Origin of the sequence: Microcella alkaliphila (assembly GCF_004216855.1) — a bacterium.
In the GTDB taxonomy this organism is placed as follows: Bacteria; Actinomycetota; Actinomycetes; order Actinomycetales; family Microbacteriaceae; genus Microcella; species Microcella alkaliphila.
In genome coordinates, this window is sequence record NZ_SGXT01000013.1 from 288071 (window position 1) to 309193 (window position 21123).

The window sequence follows — 21123 nt, forward strand, 5'->3', positions numbered from 1 at the left end:
CCGTGCGCGCCGCCAGGTAGGTCGAATTGCGCGCGGCGGCCCAGGTCGCGCCACGCGCCCTGCCGGAGCACCAGCCCTACGCGCGCACGTCCTTCCTCCACGCCCCCTCGTACACGAACGGCGCAAAGCCGATCGCCTCGTTCACGCTCAGCATGTGCCGGTTCTCCTCCGCGTTGTAGGTCACGATGCGGGGGTGTCCGGGCCGCACCCGTTGCAGGTGCGCGATGTTGGCGAGTTTCAGCAGCATCCCGAGGCGGTGGCCGCGGTGCTCACGCACCACGATCGTGTCCTCTTGGTCGACCGGGCGGGTGAGGTCGTCGGGGGCGAGCAGCTCGGTGAAACCGGCAAGACGGCCGCTCGGCACGTGCTCGACGGCGGCGACCAGCGCGGTCGACGGGTTCTCGGCCTCGAGTGCCTCGTCGGCGAGCAGGCGCTCCACCGTCCACGGGTCCTCGCTCTCCTCGAGCCCGGCAGAGGGCGCATCGGTGCTCATACGGGTCAGCAGGTGCGCGATGTCCTCGCGCCACTCGGGCGGCGTTGCGTCGGTCCAGGTGTGGATGCGGTACTCGCCGCCCGCCGCATCGCGAGCCTGCGCGCGCATCGCCTCCAGCGAAGCCTCGTCGACCGGAAGGGGAAGCCAGCTGCCGCGTTCCACCTGCTCGAGCCGATAGCCGAGCGACTGCAGCAGGCGGGTCTCGGGGGTGTCGGCGGCGACGTCGCCGAAGCCCGTCGGCGCGGCGAGCCGGGGCCCGCCCACACGCCAGCACGAGGCGTAGACGATGAACTTCGTCGCCCGCGCCTGCCGCGCGAGAGCCTCCACGCGCTCCGCGAGAGCGCGCCCGATTCCGCGGCCCCGAGCATCCGGAACCACCTCGACCGCCAGCCACGCCGTGTCGGCGGCGTCGCCGAGCCGGTGCTCGGCGATTCCGCGCGCGACGGGGCGTCCGTTGTCACGCGCCAGCAGCATCCGTTTCGGTTCGAATTCCTGCTTCCTCCACCCGGGCAACATCTCCTCCGGAGGGCGCACCTCGTCGCGGGTGCCCGAGTCGTGCGCCCACACGGCGCTGCGCACATCGATGCAGGAGATGAAGTCGGCGGCGTTCGGCGCGTCGACGCTGTCGGGAATGACCACCTCGGTGATCTCTAGGCCGGTCATGTCTGCTCACTCTCGGTCGGCCAGCCCGCCAGGCTACTCCCGCGCGAGCCGGTACGGTAGGCCTGTCCGCATCCCCATCCCCGTGAGGCGTCGCCCGTGCACCTGAAGTCCTTGACCATCAAGGGGTTCAAGTCGTTCGCCCAGCCGACGACCTTCCACTTCGAACCGGGCGTGACCTGCATCGTCGGGCCGAACGGCTCCGGCAAGTCGAACGTCGTCGACGCGCTCGCGTGGGTCATGGGCGAGCAGGGCGCGAAGACGCTGCGCGGCGGCAAGATGGAGGACGTCATCTTCGCCGGCACCGCCACCCGCGGCCCGCTTGGCCGCGCCGAGGTGCGCCTCACGATCGACAACTCCGACGGGATGCTGCCGATCGAATACTCGGAGGTCACGATCTCGCGCACGCTGTTCCGCAACGGCGGCAGCGAGTACGCGATCAACGGCACGGCGTGCCGCCTGCTCGACGTGCAAGAGCTCCTGAGTGACTCGGGCCTCGGCCGAGAGATGCACGTCATCGTCGGCCAGGGCCAGCTCGACAAGGTTCTACACGCGAGCCCCGAGGAGCGCCGCGGCTTCATCGAAGAGGCCGCCGGAATCCTGAAGCACCGCCGCCGCAAAGAGAAGACGGTGCGCAAGCTCGAGGCGATGCAGACGAACCTCACCCGCCTGAACGACCTGGCGGGCGAGATCCGCCGCCAGTTGACGCCGCTCGGCCGCCAGGCCGAGATCGCGCGCGAGGCGCAGACGATCGCCGCGATCGTTCGGGATGCCCGTGCCCGCCTCCTCGCCGACGAGGTCGTCAGCATTCGGCGCGCCCTGCACGAGCACCAGCGCACCGAGGCCGAGCGCACGAGCGAGCGCATCGTGGTGCAAGAGCAGCTGGACCAGGCGCGCCTGCGGGTGCAGCGCATCGAGTCGCAAATGGTGGGCGACGCCGTCGACCAGGCGCGCGGCGTCACCTTCGGGCTCGAGCAGGTGCAGGAGCGGCTGCGCTCGCTATCGTCGCTCGCCCAGCAGAAGCTCACGCTGCTCAGCCAGCAGGCCGAGTCGCCGGGCGCGCAAACGACCGTCACGCAGGCGCAGATCGACGAGGCGCTCGCCGAGACTGACGAGCTTGCCGCCGGCGTGGGGGAGGCCGAGCGCCGTGTCGGCGAGGCTGCGGCCCGCACCGCGACGGCCCGCGCTGCCCTCGACTCGCTCGACGAGGAGATCGCCGCGCAGTCGGCGCTCGTCTCGCAGCACGACCTCGAACTGCAGAGCCTGTCGGGGCGGGTCGACGTCGCCCGCTCGACGCTCGCCGCTGCCCGTGGTGAGCTGCTGCGGCAGCAGAACGCGCTCGAGCAGGCCGAGGCCCGCGTCACCCAGACCCGCGCCGACCTTGCGGCCCTTCCCGAGCTGGAACAGGCCGAGGGTGTCGACGCCGAACTCGACGAGGCGCTCGCCACCGCCGACGCCCGCGTCGCCGAGGTGACCGCCCGTATTGACGCGGAGCGCGATCAGCTGCACTCCCTCGAGCGGGAACGCGACGCGCTCGCCGCCCGCGTGAGCGCCCTGTCGCAGGCGGTCGACGTCGGCGACGGCGCCGCAGGACTCGCCGGCAGTGACGGCGTGCGGGGGCTCGTCAGCGACCACCTCCAGGTCACCCCGGGCTACGAGGCGGCCATCGCCGCAGCCCTCGGCACGCTCGCGGACGCCGTACTCGCTGACGATCTTGACGCGGGCCTCGAGGCCCTGCGCCGCGTGCGCGACGACCAGGGCGGCCGCGTCGAGGTGGTGCTCGCCGACCTCATCTCGCCCTTCGACCCGACGAGCGGCTTGCAGTCGACCGGCGGCCTCGTGCGCGCATCCGGCGTCGTGACCGCCCCCGACGGCGTGCTGTCGTTGCTCGCTCACACGCTCGTCGCCGACGATCTTGAGGCCGCCCGCGCCGCGTGGCCCGCGGTCGAGCGACTCGGCTCCGTCACGAGCGTGACCGTCGTCACGCGCGACGGCGAGGTGCTGTCGCGCGCGGTCCTGCGCGGCGGATCGGGCGCGGGCCGCAGCCGCCTCGAGTTGGCGGCTGAGCGCGACGCCGCATCCAGCGCCCTCGATGACGTCTCGACCGAGATTGAGCGCGCCCGCGGCGTCCTCGACGACTCGCGCCACGAGTTGGCGGCCGCGAAGGACGAGGCGACGGCGGCGCTCGCCGCCGTGCGCGACCAGGATGCTCAGCGCGCGGCACGCAGCGAGCACCTGTCGCGCGCGCGCACGCAGGCGGAGGCCGCCGAGGCCGAAGCCGAGCGTCTCGCCGCCGGCGTCAACCGTGCCGAGGCGAGTGTGCGGGATGCGGAGGTCGCCGCCTCCGCCGCCCAGCAGGCGCTGGACGAGTTCTCGTCGCGCCCGCGCCCCATGCTCGACGCGAGCGCCCGCGACGGGCTGGTCGCCGAACTCGACGCGACCCGCGCCGCCGAAGTCGAGCAGCGCATCGCGCTCGAGACGGCCCGGGAGCGCGTCCGTGCCGCACGCGACGCGGCTGAGCAGCTGCGGCGCCGCCGCGAGGCCGAGCGCGCCGCCGCCGACGAAGCCGCCCGCCGCGCGGTGCTGCGGCAGCGCCAGGTCGACGCCGCCCGCCGGGTCGCCGCAGCCCTACCCGCCGTGCTCGCTGCCGTCGACCGCTCGGTCGCCGAGGCCCGCGTTGCCCTGCACGCCCGGGAGGCCGAGCGGGCGCAGCAGAACGACGAGCTCGCCGAGCTGCGCCGCACCGAGGCGGGCCTGCGCGAGCGGCTCACCGGCATCACCGAGGGCGTTCACGGACTCGAGCTGCAGATCTACGAGAAGAAGCTGCACCTCTCTCAGTTGCTCGAGCGTGCGGGAGACGAGCTGGGGCTCGTCGAAGACGTGCTGGTCGCCGAGTACGGGCCCGAGGTGCCGGTGCCCGACGACGACGCGCTGACGAGTGCAGCGCAGGCCGCGGCCGACGCGGTGGCCGCGCAGGCGGCGGCGCGCATCGACCCCGACGATCCCTTCGCCGAGGCGGAGCCCGAGCCTGCCGACGCGGGCGACGGCGCCGGTGACGGCGCCGATGCTGCTGACGCCGCTGCCGAGCGTCGCGTCGCCGAACTCGTTGCGGCGAACGCGGCGTCCACAATTCAGGAAGACGGCGCCGATTCGGCCGCCGGTGACGACGTCGACGGCTCGCATCCTGAGTTACGAACGCTGCCCGCCGGCTCCGCGCCCTCCGGCAAGCCGTTCGTGCGCGAAGAGCAGCAGGCGCGCCTCGCCCGCGCCGAGCGCAAGCTCGGCCAGCTCGGCCGCGTGAACCCGCTCGCGCTGGAGGAGTTCGCCGCGCTCGAGCAGCGCCACAAGTTCTTGACCGAGCAGCTGACCGACCTGGCGAACACGCGCCGCGACCTGCTGTCGATCATCGACGAGCTCGACGAGACGATGCAGCACATCTTCGCGGAGGCCTTCGCCGACACGCAGACCGCCTTCGATCAGGTGTTCCCGATCCTGTTCCCGGGGGGCTCGGGAAGCCTCATGCTGACCGACCCCGAGAGCATGCTCACGACGGGTATCGAGGTCGCGGTGAAGCCCGCCGGCAAGAAGATCGAGCGGCTGAGCCTCCTGTCGGGTGGTGAACGCTCACTCGCGGCCGTTGCCCTATTGATCGCCATTTTCAAGGCTCGCCCCAGCCCGTTCTACATCATGGACGAGGTCGAGGCCGCCCTCGATGACGCGAACCTCGGGCGGCTGCTCACGATCTTCCGCGACCTGCGCGAGAGCTCGCAGCTGATCGTCATCACCCACCAGAAGCGCACGATGGAGATCGCGGACGCGCTCTACGGCGTCAGCATGCGCCAAGACGGCGTGAGCGCCGTCGTCGGCCAGCGGGTTGCTAACCCCGAGGCCGAGGCCGCCGCGAGCTGAGTACGCTCGCGCGGAAGGCCGCCCCGCGCGCTTCCTGGCACGCGGCAGGGCGCTCCCTCCACGTTGCCTGCAAAAGAGTGTCTACCCCCTTTCGAGGGTCACCGTGCCTCGTTATCTTTTCGTAACCGATCGAAAGGAGACGCTCATGAAGCGCGCACTTGTGATTCTCGGAGTTGCCAGCACGTTCGCCCTCGCCGGCTGCGGCGACGGCACCGTCAACCAGGCACCCGTCGACGAGCCGCTGCCGGGTGAGCAGCAGCCCATGCCGGAAGAGCCGGGTATGCCCGGTGAAGACGGCACGGACGACGACCTGCAGCCGTAGGCGCCCCCGGGGGGGCGTGCGCGACTACGCGTCCCCTTTCGACACGCCCCGGTCGGCCTTGCGCGCCGCCGGGGCGTCGTCGTGTCTGCGCGCGTCGGAGCGGAGCGGGGCGGGGCAGCGAGCTACTGGTAGACGGTCGGCAGGGCGGGTTCGCCGGCGCCGAGCCGCAGCCCCTCCGCCGGCAGCTCCGCGATGGCGGCCGCGTGGTGGGCGCGCGCGTGACGCACGCCGTCATGCCCGCGGTAACGAGCATCCAGATCGCCGTCGGTGGCGTACGAAATCGTGAGATCGCGGATGCTCGCCCCGGCTTCGCGCAGATCGTCGCGGTCGACGGGCGCATCCGGTACGCCGTCTCGCGTCTCGTCGACGATGACCAGTTCGGCACGGGCGACGCCGTCGGCCCCGATGAGTCGCCGGCCGCGCTTCGCGGCGCCCCGCGACACTTTGCCGGCCGAGGCTTTGGCGACGGGACGCCAGCCGCCCGCCTCCGCGTCCTCCACGGCCACGAGCTTGTACACGAAGCCCGCGGTGGGAGCGCCCGAGCCGGTGACGAGGGCCGTGCCGACGCCGAACGCGTCGACGGGAGCGCCGCGCAGGGCTGCGATCGTGTACTCGTCGAGGTCGTTCGTCACGGTGATGCGCGTGTTTACCGCCCCGAGGGAGTCGAGTTGCTCGCGCACCTGCCGCACCAGCTGCGGGAGGTCGCCCGAGTCGAGGCGCACCGCGCCAAGCTCGGTGCCGGCGACGCGCACGGCCGTCTCGACACCGCGCTCGACGTCGTACGTGTCGACGAGCAGGGTCGTGCCGGGGCCGAGCGCGGCGACCTGGGCGCGGAACGCCTCCTCCTCGCTGTCGTGCAACAGGGTGAACGCGTGGGCGGCGGTTCCCATTGTCGGAACGCCCCAGCGCTCGCCCGCGGCGAGGTTCGAGGTGGCGGCGAAGCCGGCGATGTGGGCGGCGCGGGCGGCGGCGATGGCGGCCTCTTCATGGGTGCGGCGCGATCCCATTTCGCTGAGCGGGGACCCGTCCGCGGCGGCCACCATGCGCGCGGCGGCGCTCGCGATGGCGCTGTCGTGGTTGAGCGTGCTGAGTGCGAGTGTCTCGAGGGCGACCGCTTCGGCGAAGGTGCCGGTGACGCTCAGGACGGGAGAGTTGGGGAAGAACAGCTCGCCCTCCGCATACCCCTCGATTGAGCCGCTGAAGGCGCTGTCGTGCAGGCGATCGAGGGTGGCGGTGTTGACGACGCCCTCGCGGGCCAGCCACTCGACCGTCGCGGCGTCGAAGCGGAAGTCGGCGAGAGCATCCATGAGGCGGCCGGTGCCGGCGACGACGCCGAAACGGCGGCCGGCCGGCAGGCGCCGCGTGAACACTTCGAAGCGGCACCGGCGGTCGGCGCGACCCGACGCCAGAGCCGCCTCGATCATGGTCAGCTCGTATCGGTCGGTTCTCAGGGCTGTGGTCACGGGGCCAGGTTACGCTCGCGCCATGATCGACCGGCCAATCTTCGCGCCCGGGGCGCCTACGTGACCGCCCCGACCCGCTGGCTGACGAGTGAGCAGCTCGGCCCGCACTTCGATGACGGCGGCGAGATCGCGCTCGTCGAGGTGCTCGACCAGTATCGCCGCCGTCCGGTGCACCGGCAGAAGGCGCATCTGCACCTGAGTGCGCTGCGGCACCGGGCGCGTGAACTGGGCGACCGGGCTCGCGTGCTCCGCGGCAACACGCACCGCGCGGCGCTCAAGGAGGCGGAGCTCTCCGGCGACCGGCTCGAGACGGTCGGCGCGATTAGCTGGGGCATGCGGCGCCTCGTCGAGGAGCTCGGCGGCACGATGCTCGAGCCCCGCGGCTTCGTCACCGAGCGGGCCGTGTTCGACGACTGGGCGGCCGGTAAGAGCGCCTCGCAGCTCGTCATGGACCGCTTCTACCGGGAGGTGCGCGAGCGCACCGGCCTGCTCATGGAGGGCGGCCAGCCCGTCGGCGGCCAGTTCAGCTTCGACGCCGACAACCGCGAGCGCCCGCCGAAGGGCGCGGCCAGCCTCGGCCTGCCCGAACCGTGGCGGCCGACCGAAGACGACATCGACGCCGCCGTGCGTGTGGATCTCGACCGCCTCGCCGCTTCGGGTGCGAAATTCATCGGCGTGGATGCGCCGCGCCGATTCGCGGCGACGCGCGAGGAGGCGCTCGCCGCCCTCGACGACTTCATTGAGTCCCGCCTCAACGACTTCGGCCCGTTCGAAGACGCGATGCTGCGCGGCGACGCGATCATGGCCCACACGCGCCTCAGCGTGCCCATCAACCTGGGCCTGCTGCACCCGCTCGAGGTCGTCGAGCGCGTCGTCGCCGAGTATGAGGCGGGCCGCGCCCCACTCAACAGCGTCGAGGGCCTCGTGCGCCAGCTCATCGGCTGGCGCGACTGGGTCTGGCACCTCTACTGGCACCTCGGCCCCGACTACACGACGAGCAACAATTTTCTGGATGCTCGCACGCCGGTCCCCGAGGACTGGTGGCGGCCGGATCCGTCCGTCGTCGCGGCGGCGTGCCTCTCGGACACCCTCGACCAGGTGGCGCAGACCGGCTGGACGCACCACATCGTTCGACTGATGGTGCTCGGCAACCACGCGCTGCAGCGCGGCTACGACCCGGCGGAGCTCACCGCGTGGTTCCGCGACGCGTTCGTCGACGGCACCGCCTGGGTGATGCCGGCGAACGTCGTGGGCATGAGCCAGTTCGCCGACGGGGGAGTCGTCGCGACAAAGCCGTACGCGTCGGGCGGCGCGTACATCCAAAAGATGAGCGACTACTGCGGCTCGTGCCGCTTCGACCCGAAGAAGCGGCTCGGCGACGATGCATGCCCGTTCACCGCCGGGTACTGAGCGTTCCTCGACCGGGTCGAGCCGCGCATCCGCGGAAACCATCGCATGGCCCAGCCGCTTGCGGACCTGCGCCGCCTCGCCGACCGCGAGCAGGTCGTTGCGCAGGAGCGCGCCCGCGAGCAGTACTGAGCCGCGCCGGAGGCTGCGTGCGCGATCACGGCGCTGGCCCGCGCCCCGTTCCCGTCGCGCCGCCCCCGTGACCCGAACGACCGCGAGGTTGCACTTGTGGTCGTCCGGGCGGCTGCGATTTCGCCACAACTGCACACTCGCCGTCTTGCGTGCGCCACGGGCTGCGTTCAGTGCGCCAGTCGACGCCTGTCGTGCGCCATATGCATGCGAATGCGCATCTCGGGGCCGAAACGTGTGTGCCGTGGGAGGCACATACGGAATGCGCGGAGGTCCTCTCCCGTGGCCGCGGCCCCAGCGCTCGCGGGTTGCGGCGAGGCGTGACGCCCGGGGTGCGGAACACGAATACGCCGCGCGCCTAGACTGGGGCGGGTGAGCAACGCGCCGATCGGAGTCTTCGATTCCGGTGTCGGCGGCCTCACCGTGGCCCGCGCCATCATCGACCAGCTGCCGGGCGAGCAGATCGTCTACCTCGGCGACACGGCGAACGGTCCCTACGGCCCGCGCCCCATCGCGCAGGTGCGCGAGCACGCCCTCGCCGTCCTTGACGAACTCGTCGACCAGGGCGTCAAACTGCTCGTCATCGCGTGCAACACGGCAAGTGCCGCCATGTTTCGGGATGCCCGCGAGCGTTTCGAACAGGGCCACGGCATCCCCGTTGTCGAGGTCATCCAGCCCGCCGTGCGCGCCGCCGTGCGCCGCACGCGCACGAAACGCATCGGCGTGATCGGCACCGAGGGAACGATCCGATCCGGGGCGTACAGCGACGCGTTCGTGGCCGACCCGAGCATCCAACTGACGACCGCCGCCGCCCCGCGCTTCGTCGAATTCGTCGAGGCTGGCATCACGACCGGCCCCGAGGTTCTGGCCCTGGCCGAGCAGTACCTGGCGCCGCTGAAAGCCGCCGACATCGACACCCTCGTGCTCGGCTGCACGCACTACCCGCTGCTCGCCGGCGCGATCCAGTACGTCGTCGGCTCCGACGTCTCGCTCGTGTCGAGCGCGGAGGAGACCGCCTACGACGTCTACCGTCGCCTCGTCGCGCACGGCATCGAGGCCACCCGAACGGATGCTCCCACGCACGTCTTCGAGGCCACCGGCGCCGATACCGAACGGTTCCGCGAGCTCGCCCGACGCTTCATCGGCCCCGCCGTCACGCGCGTCGACCCCTTCCCGACCGGCACGATCCCCCTCCCGAAAGGCCCCACCGCATGAACGCCACCATCGCCGAGTCCTCCGGCCTGCGCGCCGACGGGCGCACCAACGACCAGCTGCGCCCCGTCACGATCGAGCGCGGCTGGAGCGCCCAGGCTGAGGGCAGCGCACTCATCAGCTTCGGCGGCACCAAGGTGCTGTGCACGGCGAGTTTCACGAACGGCGTGCCGCGCTGGCTCATGGGCAAGGGCTCGGGCTGGGTCACGGCCGAGTACGGCATGCTGCCCCGTTCGACCAACGAGCGCATGGACCGCGAGAGCGTGAAGGGCCGCATTGGCGGCCGCACCCACGAGATCTCGCGACTCATCGGCCGCAGCCTCCGCGCCGTCGTCGACACGAAGGCGCTCGGCGAGAACACGATCAAGATCGACTGTGACGTGCTGCAGGCCGACGGTGGAACCCGCACCGCCGCTATCACGGGCGCCTTTGTGGCGCTCGCCGACGCCGTCGAGTGGGGCCGCGACAGGGGCTTCATCGCCCGCCGCGCCGCCGCCCTCACGGGCACCGTGTCGGCCGTCAGCGTCGGCATCATCGACGGCACCCCCATGCTCGACCTCGCCTACGTCGAAGACGTGAAGGCCGAGACCGACATGAACGTGGTCACCACCGGCGATGGCCGCTTCGTCGAGGTGCAAGGCACCGCCGAGGGCGCTCCCTTCGACCGCGACGAGCTGAACGCTCTGCTCGACCTCGCCGTGGGCGGCACGACCGAGCTGACCCGCCTGCAGCGCGAGATCCTCGGCCGCTGATGACGAGCATCCCGACGCTCAGAGCCGTCGTCGCCACCCACAACGCGCACAAGGTGGCCGAGCTGCAGCGCATCCTCGGCGCGGCCCTGCCCGGCCTCGAGCTGGTCGCCTACGACGGGCCGAGTCCGGTGGAGGACGGCGACAGCTTCGCGGCAAATGCCCTCATCAAAGCGCGCGCTGCGGCCGAGCACACGGGCCTCGTCGCGATCGCCGATGACAGCGGCATCAGCGTCGATGCGCTGGGTGGGGCGCCCGGCATCGAGTCGGCGCACTACTCAGGGCGACGCGACGATGCGGCGAATGTGAGCCACCTGCTCGCGAACCTCGCCGACGTGCCTGCCGACAACCGCGCCGCACAGTTCACGTGCGCCGCCGCCCTCGTCGACCCCACCCGCACCGACGACACCCGCGAACACGTCGAACTCGGCGTCTGGCCGGGCCGCGTGGCACTCGAGGCCGCCGGCGGGGGAGGGTTCGGGTACGACCCGGTGTTCATCCCCGAGGGGCTTGAGGTCACGAGCGCGGAACTCACCGCCGATGAGAAGAACGCCATCAGCCATCGCGCCCGAGCCTTCGCGGCCCTCGCCGCCGTCCTGCGCGAGCGCTACGGAGCGTAGGGTCACCCCATGTCTGACACGGTCGCCACCACCGTCACCGACGACTACCTGAAGACGATCTGCCAGCACACCGAGTGGCAGCCCGAGCCGATCACGCCGAGCCAGCTTGCCGTCGCCCTCGCGCTCGCCCCCTCGAGCGTCACCGAGATGGTGAAGAAGCTCGCCGCCGCCGGGCTTGTCGACCACCGGCCGTACGGTGCCATCACGCTGACCGAGGCCGGCCGTGCCCGCGCGCTCGCGATGCTGCGCCGCCACCGCCTCATCGAGACGTGGCTCGTCGAGCGGCACGACTACGGCTGGGACGAAGTACACGACGAGGCCGAGGTCCTCGAGCACGCCCTCAGCGATCGCCTGCTCGACCGCATCGACGCGGAGCTCGGGCACCCGACGCGCGACCCGCACGGCGATCTGATTCCTCGCAAAGACGGCACGATCATCCGGCCTGACGCGGTGCGCCTCGATCGCGCGCCCGCCGGAACCGAGGGCATCGTCGTGCGCATCAGCGACCGCGACCCGGACGTGCTGCGGGTGCTCGATCGGCTGGCGCTGACCCTGGATGAACGGGTCCGGGTCGGCGACGACCCCTCGCCCGCCGCCGGCGTCGCGCTGGTGCGCGCGTCGGGCTCGACGATCCTCGTCGAGCCCGCGGTGGCGCGCGCCGTGTGGCTCGCTGTCTGAAGTCGGGCGCTACTCGGGGTCGCGCACGGTCGGGATGGTGTCGGTCGCGGGGTCGCTGACGACGTCGGCCGAGAGGAGGCGCCGCGCCACGAGCATCCGTTCGAGGGCGATGAGGGCCAGAATGACGGCCGCGCCGGCGACGGCGAGGCCGAGCATGAGGGGCCCGTCGCTGCCGACCGGCTCGAGCCCTCCGTCGTCGGTCTGCCACGGCCAGAGCGCCCGCAGCGAACCGGCCATGAGGCCCGTCATGACCACGAGCGTGATGCGACGTCGCTTCGCGAGCAGCCACTGCAGACCCGACACGAAGACCCCGAGGCCGAGGATTGCGCCCAGGATGAAGGTGCCCAAATACCCGAAATTGCGGTCGTTGACGGCCGCGAGCGTGGGCGCGTACATGCCGACGGTGAGCAGGAGGTAGGAGCCGGATACTCCCGGCAATACGAGGGCACACACCGCGACGGCGGCGGCCACCACGATCACGATGAATGTCGGATCTTGGTCGGCGGCCCGAGGCAGGCCCGTGAGGACGAACGTGAGCGCGGCGGCGGCGGCGAACACGAGGTACTCGTGGGGCTTCCATCGCCCACCCACCATCCCGATGGGCACGATCAGCGACGCAATGATGAGCCCGGCGAAGACGGCGCGCGTCTCGGCGGGGTACTGCTCAAGGAGGGGGGCGATGAGGGCGGCCCCGACAACGATGGCGGCGAGCATCCCGATGCCGATCGGCACGATCGCTCCCCAGTGCACGCTGCGGAAGTGAGCGCGCGCCTCAGCCGTGCCGCGGCCCCGCACACCGTCGGCAACGAGTCGTGCCACACCGCGCGCGAGATGGCCGGCGCTGTCGATCAGGGTGTCGTACACGCCGACGATGAGGGCGATGGTGCCGCCGGAGACGCCGGGCACGATCTCGGCGAACCCGATGAGGGATCCGCGGGCGGCGTCAAGTATCGACCGCGCGGCGGTGCGGGGGGTGATGCTCACAGGGGGAAGTTTTCCTTCTCGTGCTTGCCGTCGTGTGGACCCACGCCGTAGGTGGGGGCGGTCGCCGACGGCTCAGTGGCCTCGTGGCGACCCTCGTGCGCCGGCTCATCAACCCAGATCGCGACCGGGGGCAGTTCGACCCCGGCGCGTTCCAGCTCGTCTTCGATTCTTTGCTGGTGGCGCTCGTGGAACCAGCGATACGCGATGCCGAGCAACACAATGCCGACGATGACGAGCAGCACGATATCGATGTAGGCGATCACCCAGTCGGCAACGCCAGGGATTTGCGCGATGCCGTAGCCGAGCAGGGGTAGCCCGGTGCCCCAGAGAATCGCGCCGATGGTGTCGAAGAAGAAGAACCGCCGGTAGGGCATTCGCCCGACGCCCGCGGCGACCGGGGCGATGGTGCGCACGACGGCGATGAAGCGCGCGATCGTGATGGCGAAGCCGCCGTAGCGCAGGAAGAACGCCTCGGTGCGGGCGACGCTGCGTCTCGAGAAGAACCCCGCCTGTTTGCGGTTGAAGATTGGCGGGCCGACCTTGCGCCCGATCAGGTAGCCAAGGTTGTCGCCCGCCATCGTCGACAGGGTGATCGCCAGTGCCACCAGCCAGATCGGCTGCGGGATGACATCGGTGAACGTCAAGACGCCCGTCAAGATCAGCAGGGTGTCGCCCGGCAGCAGAAAGCCGATGAGCAGCCCCGTCTCGACGAACACGATGCCGCAGACCACGATGAGCGCCCAGGGGCCAGCGTCGCGAATCAGCGACTCGACATCGAACAGTCCGATGTCCATGGGCAACATGGCGACTCCAGCGGTGCGGGGCAAGGGGTTCAGCGTATCGCCGCGCAGGCGCCCCGCCTATCCGGGGCGATGATCGGTCACCCTCCGTTACCCCTGGATATGGTGGACGCGACCGGAAGGACACCTCCCGCCGATGCTCGCTGTGCTCGCCGCGTTGCCCGTGCTCGCCGTTCTCGTGCTCATGACGGTGGTCGGCTGGTCGGCCGCGCGGGCCGGGCTGGTTACCGCCGCCGCGACGCTCGTGCTGGCCGTCGTCGGCTTCGGCTTCGGGGTGGGCAAGGACACCGACCCGGGGCTCGCCTGGTCGCTCACCGGCGTCGTCGCCGAGGCGGGCTTCATCGCCTTCACGATCATCGGCATCATCGGCCCGGCGCTCGGCATTCACGTGCTGCAACGCTCGACGGGAGCCGCGGCACGGTTGCGTCTGGCGCTCGCCGTGCTGCACCCCGACCCGCGGCTCGGAGCCCTGCTCGTCGCCTGGTTCTTCGCGCTCTTCTTGGAGGGAGCGGCGGGCTTCGGCACCCCGATCGCCCTGGCCGCGCCGTTCCTGGTCGCCGCGGGCATGACGCCGGTCGCCGCGGTTGCTGCCGCCCTCGTCGGTCACGCGGCGGGCGTCTCGTTTGGCGCTGTGGGCACGCCGATCCTCGCACAGGCGACCATTGCATCCACGACCCTGCCCGAGGCGACCGGCCAGGTGTTGGCCCGAGGCGTCCTGCCATACCACCTGGCCCTCGGCTGGATCCTGCTCGTCGTGCTGATCGTGATCATCGGCAGCGCCTACGGCAACCGGCGCGGGCTCGTCGGCTGGGGCTTGCTCGCCTGGGCGAGTTTCTTCCTGCCCTACAGTCTGATCGCCTGGTTCGTCGGCCCAGAGCTGCCAGCGCTTGGCGGCGCCCTCGTCGGGGCAATCCTGTTTTCCATCGTGCTCGCCTGGCGACGCGAGCGGGCGGAGGTCGCCGCGGGGGCGCGCCAACCGCACCCGGACGTGGAAGAAACCGTGCTCGCCGAGCTGTCGGTGCTGCGGGCCGCCGCCCCGTACCTGGTGCTCGTCGCGATCGTGCTCGTCACCCGGCTGATTCCGCCGATTCAGGATGCGCTGCGCTCGGTCACGCTCGAATGGCAACTTCCCGGGGGCTTCGCCGGATCCGTGCAGCCGCTGTATCACCCGACGATGTTGCTCACCGTGGCGTTCGTGGTGGGCGCGCTGATCCAGAGGGCGTCGTGGCGGCGCATCCGCATCGCGGTCGTGTCGGCGACCCTGCAGCTCGGTCCCGTCCTGCTGGCGCTTGTGGGGATGATCACGATCGCTCGTGCGATGTCGGCCTCGGGCATGACGCAGACACTCGCCGAGGCGGCCGCGTCGACGGGAGCGGCATGGCCGCTGTTCACTGTGGCAGTCGGAGTGTTCGGGTCGTTCATCACGGGCAGCGCGACGGCCTCGAACCTGCTCTTCACTGACCTGCAGGTGTCGACGGCGCGGGCGATCGGGGCGCCGTCGCTTCCACTCCTCGGTGCGCAGGGCTACGGTGCCGCACTCGGCAACCTCATTGCCCCCGGCAACATCATCGCGGCGGTCGCCACTGTCGGCCTCGCCGGGCGTGAGGGGCTCATTCTGCGGCGCACACTCCCGTGGGTTGTGGTGTGCACGATCCTGGGCGGGGCGTTCGCGCTGGTGCTGACACTGTCCTGAGAAGGTGCTCCGAGCATCCCGCCGATCGGGAATAGGGGCTTGTCTTCCCACGTTCAGTGTTTACTGTGGCTGAACGCCTTATTGGCCACGGGCGGTCGCGGCGACATCGTCGCTGCCCGCCCGTTTCCGCTGTTCCCCGATGTACAGAAAGCGATACCGCTATGTCTTTGGACTCCCTCTGGCAGCCGATCACCGTCGGCCGCATGGACCTCCCGCACCGCCTCGCGATGGCGCCGATGACGCGCAGCCGTGCCAACGCGGACGGTACGCCGGGTGCGCTCGCCGCCGAGTATTACGGCCAGCGCGCATCCCTGGGGCTGATCATTTCGGAGGGCACGCAGCCGTCGGATGACGGTCAGGGCTACCTGAACACCCCCGGCATCTACACGGATGCACACGTCGCGGGCTGGCGCGAGACCGCCGACGCGATTCACGCCGGTGGCGGCTACCTGTTCATTCAGCTGATGCACGTGGGCCGCATGTCGCACCCCGACAACACGCCGCACCACCGCCAGCCGGTCGCCCCCTCGGCGATCGCCCCGGGCGTCGACATGTTTACGGCGGCGGGCATGCAGCCCGCCCCCGAGCCGCGCGCGCTCGCAACCGAGGAGATTGCCGACGTCATCGCCGAGTTCGTGCACGCCGCGAAGTCGGCCGTCGAGGCCGGTGCCGACGGTGTCGAGATTCACGCCGCGAACGGCTACCTCGGCCACCAGTTCCTCGCCCCGAACGCCAACGTGCGCGACGACCAGTACGGCGGATCGGTCGAGAACCGTTCGCGCTTCATCGTTGAGGTGACGAAGGCCGTCGCTGAGGCGATCGGCGCCGACCGCACCGGCATCCGCATCTCTCCCGGAATGCCTCTCGGCGGCCTCGACGAGGGCTCGGTCGAAGAGGTTCGCGAGCAGTACCTGCACCTCGTGGGCGAGCTCGCGAAGCTCGACCTCGTCTACCTGCACCTGCACCACGGCGGCGACGACGTGCTGCTGGAGAAGATCCGCAGGGCGTGGCCGAACACGCTGCTGGTGCTGCGCTACGGCCGCACTCGCGAGCAGATCGCCGACGAGATCAACGCGGGCCTCGCCGACATCGCCCCGCTCGGCCAGTTCGCCCTCGCGAACCCTGACGTGGTCGAGCGTCTGAAGACCGGTGCCCCGTTCAACGAGGCCGACCCGGCCACGTTCTACGGCGGCGACGCGACGGGCTACACCGACTACCCGACACTCGCCGAGGCTGACGACGAGGCGGCCGCGTAGTTCTCGCGCTTCACAGACACGGTGCCCTCTTCTGCGATGACGCGGGGGAGGGCGCCGTTCTTAACGGCTGGCAGGCGATGTCGCCACGGACGTGCTTTCTCGGGCGGTCTGGCTGGCCGTCGTGCCGCGAGCCGCGATAAACCATCCGACAACAGAGCCCACCGCCAGCAACACAGGTGCGGCCACCGCGGGATTGATTGCTGCGGCGGCGAGCGCGGCGCACACTCCGATGGCAGCGAAGAGTTTTTGAACTGCGACGACGGCTATGCCCATGGCGGAGAAGACAAGGCATGTTACGGCGCTAGCTATGGACCACATTGCAAGAGCGGCAGCATCACCGATCGCAAGATCCATCGTGCTTGCAAGAACTACGGCACTTCCGACGGGCGCGAACGCTCCTACCCCGCACGCCAGGAGCGCGCGATAACCGACCGCGGATTGCGTCACCGCTCGGCTCACCGACACGGTCGCGATCACACACAGGAGCTGAATAGTGACGAGGAGCGCCACTGCTGCAAGCCGGTTGGACGGCGAGTCGATACACGCTGTGTCTGCCTCGGGCGACGGCAGGCCCTGGCAGTCGATCTGAGGTTCGCCGGCAAGCGAGGCAAGCAACGGTGTGGCGGCTAGCGAGAGGACGGCGGCGATAGTGACGACCCACATGCTGGCCCGTAAGGAGCGCTCAGGTGTCATGGGTCGATGGTGACAGACGTATTGGTGCGTGGCGGACCGAAATCGTCGGTCCGTCACTGAGTTGTGATTCTGATCGTGCGAATTGTTGTTGTGACATGAGGGGCGCTCGTGACAGGCTGGACCTTATGGATGACCGCCAGATGCGTCGAGCTGAAAACCGCCTGTCAGGTCGACGGTCGCGAATCGCAGTGGTGGCTGGCACGGCCCTGTTGGCGCTCAGTGCATGCACGAGCATTGAGCCCATGTCACCGGGCGCAGGTTCGTCCTCGGCAGGCTCCATCGAGTTGGCGATCGCGGATGCCTGCGTAGACACCGCCGTCGATGGGTGCACCGCATCGGCGGGCGATAGCGTGATCCTCCCGTCCGACTTCGAACGAGTCGGTGTTATCGATGCCGTCGCCGTTGATGAGGGTGGCCAGAACGCGATCGCTCTAACGCTCACCAGTGATGGGGCCGCGGTGCTCGCCGAGTTGACTGAGCAGGTCGTAGCCACGGGGCTGGAGACGCGCCTCGTTGTCAAGATCGGCGATGACATGCTCTCGGCCGTTCGAGTCGTGGAGGCGCTACAGACAGACGTCGTTGTCGTCGCGCTGCCGACGAGCGAGAGCCCGAACGATGTCATTGAACTCGTTCGCGCTGGCTAGCCCACGCGTCGCCGCGCGTCGGTAGACCGTGCGGAAGGAGGGACTTGAACCCTCACGCCCGAAGGCACAGGAACCTAAATCCTGCGTGTCTGCCAATTTCACCACTCCCGCTGGCGCCGCAAGTCTACTGAGCGCCGGCCGTTGGCAGGTTCGGAAGGCATGCGGCAACTGCCGCGAACACAAAGACGGCCCCCTTGCGGAGGCCGTCGGGCCTGGCTGACCGGAGTCAACCAGGTGTGGTGATCAAACAGTAAGCACCGGCCGAGTCGGTTTCAAGCTCGCGCCGTGGTTGTTCGGTGCCCAAATCCCTTACGCGCGCCCGGCCGCGACCAACGCCGCCCACAGTTCTGCCCTGGCCGGGAACGCCCCGAGGTCGCGCCCGAGCAGCTGCTCGGCCCGCCGCACCCGGGCCCGCACGGTGTGACGGTGCACACCCAAGACTGCGGCGGCCTGCTCGGCGACCGCGTCGGCACCGAGCCATGCCGCGAGTGTGGCGACCAGAGCATCCCCGCTGTCGGCGTCGTGGCTGTCGAGCGGCGCGAGCATCACTTCGGCGGTGCGCCGCGCATCCGCCCCCGCGAGCCGCGTGAGCATGCCGTCGTCGCGCAGCGCCGCTGCATCCAGGATGCGGTCAGGGGCGGCCGCGTCCGCGCCGACCCGCTCGGCCATGCGGTCGGCGGCGCGGGCAGCGTCATCGATGGCCTGCTCGAGGCGCTCCCAGCGCACGCGGCGCACGACCCCGGCGGTACCGCGCGACTGCTCGACGAGCTCGGGCAGCAGTTCGTCGATGCGCTCGCTGTCGGCGAGCACGACGACGCGCGCGCCGTCGCGGGCGTGGAACACCGAGCGCTCGCTTCCGCGCTCGCGGCCCCGAGACCCCGGAAGCTCGCCCCCCGTCACCGACGCCTCCCCGCGCGCCCGCGCCCCCAGCAGGTCGAGCAGAGCCTCCCGTCGACCGGAGGCCGGATCGATGACGGCCACCGCGAGCGGCTCGTCGGGGATGCCGCCGCCGAGTGCCCGCAGCGTGGTGGCGACCAGCTCGCGCTCGCCGCGCACGAGGGCCGACAGCAGCTCGGCGCGCAGGTCATCGAGGGTTCGGGCGAGGCGCCGCTCCTGCTCGAGGGCGAGGCCGACCATGGCGACGACGCTCGTGACGACGGCGCGGGTGGCGTCGTCGTGGCCGGCGCCGCCGACGGCGAGCACGCCGCGCAGCGCGTCGGGGCGTCCGATGGTTTGCAGGGTGACCCCGTCGATGACGACGGCGGCGCGGCGACCGTCGGCGAGCATCCGCCGGGCGGTGTCGAGGGCGACGCGGCCGGGCCGGTGGCCGACGGCGACGCGGCCGTCGCTGCCGATGAGGGCGACGGGGCCGCCGACGCGGCGCTCCAGTTCAGTGAGGGCGGCGGCGAGGCCGTCGGGTCGCAGGGCCGCGAGGGCGATGGCGCGCTGTGCGTCGAGGGTGAAGCGCACGCGGGCGAAGCGTTCGCTCGCGTCGAGGTCGGCGACCGTGCGGATGACGGCGATGAAGGGGGTGCGGTACGGCACCTCGAACAGGGCGATAGCGTGCGCCCGGCACGCGGCGGTGAGGGCGTCGGGCGTGCCGTCGCGAAACACCTCCGTGCCGAAGCCGATCGCCGGAACCCCGACCGCGGCCAGGCGCTCGACCCAGGGGGCGATGTCGGCGTCGTCGCGCCACTGCGTGCCGGTGGTCAATAGCGCGTCGCCGCGAGACAGAAAGGGGGACGGGTCGGCGAGGTCGCTGGAGTGCACCCAACTCCACGGGCGGGCCGCGGCCTCGTCGTCAACCCAAACGGTGCTCAGCCCGAGCTCACGGCGCTCGAGCATCGACGTCAGCGTGATCGGCATGGCGGCCCTCCGGCGGGAGAAAAAAGGGATGCGCGCAGCCGCCGGTGTCCACGGTGGCGGGCGCGTGCATCCGAAGTGTACAAGCTGGATAGGCAAGACGGATGCGCGGCTCGCTACCGTGGGGCTCACTCGATTCGAGAGGACACCGTCATGAGCATGACCACTGCAGGCCCGACCGTCACCGGCGGCCCCTCGCTTCCCCAGGAGCGTCGCCTCGTCACGGCGATCCCCGGCCCGAAGTCGCAGGAGCTCATCGAGCGCAAGAACGCCGCCGTGTCCGCCTCGGTCGGCACCATGATGCCCGTCTACGCGGTCGCCGCGGGCGGCGGCGTCATCGTCGACGTCGACGGCAACAGCCTCATCGACATGGGGAGCGGCATCGCCGTCACCAACGTCGGCAACGCCGACCCGCACGTCGCACAGGCCGTCATCGAGCAGGTGCAGCGCTTCACGCACACGTGCTTCATGGTGACCCCATACGACGGCTACGTCGAGCTGGCCGAGAAGCTGAACGCGATCACCCCGGGCGACCACGACAAGCGCACCGCGCTGTTCAACTCGGGCGCCGAGGCCGTCGAGAACGCCATCAAGATCGCGCGCTATTACACCGGTAAGTCGGGCGTCGTCGCGTTCGACCACGGCTACCACGGCCGCACGAACCTCACCATGGCGCTCACCGCGAAGGCCATGCCCTACAAGAGCGGCTTCGGCCCATTCGCCCCCGACGTGTACCGCGCGCCGATGTCGTACCCCTTCCGCGACGGCCTCTCGGGCGAAGAGGCGGCTGCCCGCGCCATCCACACGATGGAGAAGCAGATCGGCGCCGACCGTCTCGCCGCGATCATCATCGAGCCCATTCAGGGTGAGGGTGGCTTCATTGTTCCCGCGAAGGGATTCCTGCCCGCCCTGCAGAAGTGGGCGAACGACAACAACGTCGTCTTCATCGCCGACGAGGTGCAAACGGGCTTTGCCCGCACCGGCCAGATGTTCGCCAGCGAGGACGAGGGCGTCGTGCCCGACATGATGACCCTCGCCAAGGGCATCGCCGGTGGCCTGCCGCTCGCCGCGGTCGTGGGTCGCCAGGACATCATGGACGCCCCGCACGTCGGCGGCCTCGGCGGCACCTACGGTGGCAACCCCATCGCCACCGCGGCCGCGCTCGGCGCGCTGAAGGCGTACGAGGAGGGCAACCTGCTCGAGCGCGCGCACGAAATCGGCGCGATCCTCCACGCCGAGCTCACCGCCATGAAGTCGCGCGACCCGCGAGTCGGCGACGTGCGCGGGCGCGGCGCCATGATGGCGATCGAGCTCATCGACGCCGACGGCAAGCCCGACGCCGCCCTCACGCAGCGCGTCGCGAAGGCCTGCCACGCGGCCGGCGTCATCGTGCTCACCTGTGGCACCGACGGAAACGTGTTCCGCCTGCTGCCGCCGCTGTCGATCACCGACGAGCTGCTGCGCGAGGGCCTCACGGTCATCGCCGACGCGCTCGCCGCGAACTGACGCCGCATCTCGACCGCTCCCCGAGCATCCCGATCTGACCCA

Annotated in this window: 17 protein-coding genes and 1 tRNA gene; 11 read left to right on the forward strand and 7 right to left on the reverse strand. The window is 70.7% G+C overall.

The window, feature by feature from the left end; genetic code table 11:
* Positions 1–76: 76 nt before the first annotated feature.
* Positions 77–1156 (reverse strand): GNAT family N-acetyltransferase, encoded by a 1080-nt coding sequence (locus tag EV140_RS04775; RefSeq protein ID WP_130281577.1) that lies wholly within the window; start codon positions 1154–1156, stop codon positions 77–79.
* Positions 1157–1252: 96 nt separating this feature from the next.
* Between EV140_RS04775 and EV140_RS04780 the strand changes: the two genes are divergently transcribed.
* Both EV140_RS04780 and EV140_RS13215 read left to right on the forward strand, forming a co-directional pair.
* Entirely contained in the window at positions 1253–5062 is a 3810-nt protein-coding gene (locus EV140_RS04780) for a chromosome segregation SMC family protein (RefSeq protein ID WP_130281579.1), read from the forward strand.
* 145 nt (positions 5063–5207) lie between these two features.
* Positions 5208–5384, forward strand: coding sequence for a hypothetical protein (locus EV140_RS13215; RefSeq protein WP_157985603.1), 177 nt, complete (start codon positions 5208–5210; stop codon positions 5382–5384).
* Positions 5385–5506: 122 nt separating this feature from the next.
* On the opposite strand, the gene EV140_RS04785 is transcribed toward EV140_RS13215, so the two are convergent.
* On the reverse strand, positions 5507–6847 hold the full coding sequence (locus tag EV140_RS04785; protein WP_130281581.1) for a nicotinate phosphoribosyltransferase: 1341 nt from the start codon (positions 6845–6847) through the stop codon (positions 5507–5509).
* Between the two features lie 60 nt (positions 6848–6907).
* On the opposite strand from EV140_RS04785, the gene EV140_RS04790 reads away from it, so the two are divergent.
* The 5 genes from EV140_RS04790 (at position 6908) to EV140_RS04810 (ending at position 11642) form a co-directional block, all read left to right on the forward strand.
* Positions 6908–8257 carry a cryptochrome/photolyase family protein gene (locus EV140_RS04790; protein ID WP_241971296.1) on the forward strand — a complete coding sequence of 450 codons (1350 nt, stop codon included), beginning with the start codon at positions 6908–6910 and terminating at the stop codon, positions 8255–8257.
* A 498-nt stretch (positions 8258–8755) separates the two neighbouring features.
* Positions 8756–9598 (forward strand): glutamate racemase, encoded by an 843-nt coding sequence (gene murI, locus EV140_RS04795; protein ID WP_130281583.1) that lies wholly within the window; start codon positions 8756–8758, stop codon positions 9596–9598.
* The gene (gene rph / locus EV140_RS04800; protein WP_130281585.1) at positions 9595–10347 is read left to right on the forward strand and encodes a ribonuclease PH; all 753 of its coding nucleotides are present in this window, start codon (positions 9595–9597) and stop codon (positions 10345–10347) included. The genes murI and rph overlap by 4 nt, the downstream gene beginning before the upstream one ends.
* Positions 10347–10964, forward strand: a complete 618-nt coding sequence (gene rdgB, locus EV140_RS04805; RefSeq protein WP_130281587.1) for an RdgB/HAM1 family non-canonical purine NTP pyrophosphatase — start codon at positions 10347–10349, stop codon at positions 10962–10964. The genes rph and rdgB overlap by 1 nt, the downstream gene beginning before the upstream one ends.
* Positions 10965–10973: 9 nt before the next feature.
* Entirely contained in the window at positions 10974–11642 is a 669-nt protein-coding gene (locus EV140_RS04810) for a metal-dependent transcriptional regulator (RefSeq protein ID WP_130281589.1), read from the forward strand.
* Between the two features lie 9 nt (positions 11643–11651).
* On the opposite strand, the gene EV140_RS04815 is transcribed toward EV140_RS04810, so the two are convergent.
* On the reverse strand, positions 11652–12626 hold the full coding sequence (locus EV140_RS04815; RefSeq protein ID WP_241971297.1) for a DUF368 domain-containing protein: 975 nt from the start codon (positions 12624–12626) through the stop codon (positions 11652–11654).
* Positions 12623–13453 (reverse strand): DedA family protein, encoded by an 831-nt coding sequence (locus tag EV140_RS04820; RefSeq protein WP_130281591.1) that lies wholly within the window; start codon positions 13451–13453, stop codon positions 12623–12625. Before EV140_RS04820 ends, EV140_RS04815 begins: the two co-directional genes overlap by 4 nt.
* A gap of 109 nt (positions 13454–13562) precedes the next feature.
* On the opposite strand from EV140_RS04820, the gene EV140_RS04825 reads away from it, so the two are divergent.
* Both EV140_RS04825 and EV140_RS04830 read left to right on the forward strand, forming a co-directional pair.
* A complete protein-coding gene (locus EV140_RS04825) occupies positions 13563–15119 on the forward strand; it encodes an L-lactate permease (RefSeq protein WP_130281593.1) in 1557 nt (518 codons plus the stop codon).
* A 161-nt stretch (positions 15120–15280) separates the two neighbouring features.
* Complete coding sequence (locus tag EV140_RS04830; protein WP_130281595.1) at positions 15281–16375, forward strand: alkene reductase; 1095 nt, start codon at positions 15281–15283, stop codon at positions 16373–16375.
* Positions 16376–16435: 60 nt separating this feature from the next.
* Here the strand turns inward: EV140_RS04830 and EV140_RS04835 are convergent, their stop codons facing one another.
* The gene (locus EV140_RS04835) at positions 16436–17068 is read right to left on the reverse strand and encodes a hypothetical protein (RefSeq protein ID WP_130281597.1); all 633 of its coding nucleotides are present in this window, start codon (positions 17066–17068) and stop codon (positions 16436–16438) included.
* Between the two features lie 242 nt (positions 17069–17310).
* Between EV140_RS04835 and EV140_RS04840 the strand changes: the two genes are divergently transcribed.
* Positions 17311–17712 (forward strand): hypothetical protein, encoded by a 402-nt coding sequence (locus tag EV140_RS04840; protein WP_130281600.1) that lies wholly within the window; start codon positions 17311–17313, stop codon positions 17710–17712.
* Between the two features lie 29 nt (positions 17713–17741).
* Here the strand turns inward: EV140_RS04840 and EV140_RS04845 are convergent.
* Positions 17742–17823: transfer RNA gene (locus EV140_RS04845), tRNA-Leu, on the reverse strand.
* A gap of 198 nt (positions 17824–18021) precedes the next feature.
* Positions 18022–19578, reverse strand: coding sequence for a PucR family transcriptional regulator (locus EV140_RS04850; RefSeq protein ID WP_130281602.1), 1557 nt, complete (start codon positions 19576–19578; stop codon positions 18022–18024).
* A 150-nt stretch (positions 19579–19728) separates the two neighbouring features.
* Between EV140_RS04850 and gabT the strand changes: the two genes are divergently transcribed.
* Positions 19729–21081 carry a 4-aminobutyrate--2-oxoglutarate transaminase gene (gabT, locus tag EV140_RS04855; RefSeq protein WP_338418536.1) on the forward strand — a complete coding sequence of 451 codons (1353 nt, stop codon included), beginning with the start codon at positions 19729–19731 and terminating at the stop codon, positions 21079–21081.
* The last annotated feature ends 42 nt before the right edge of the window (positions 21082–21123 follow it).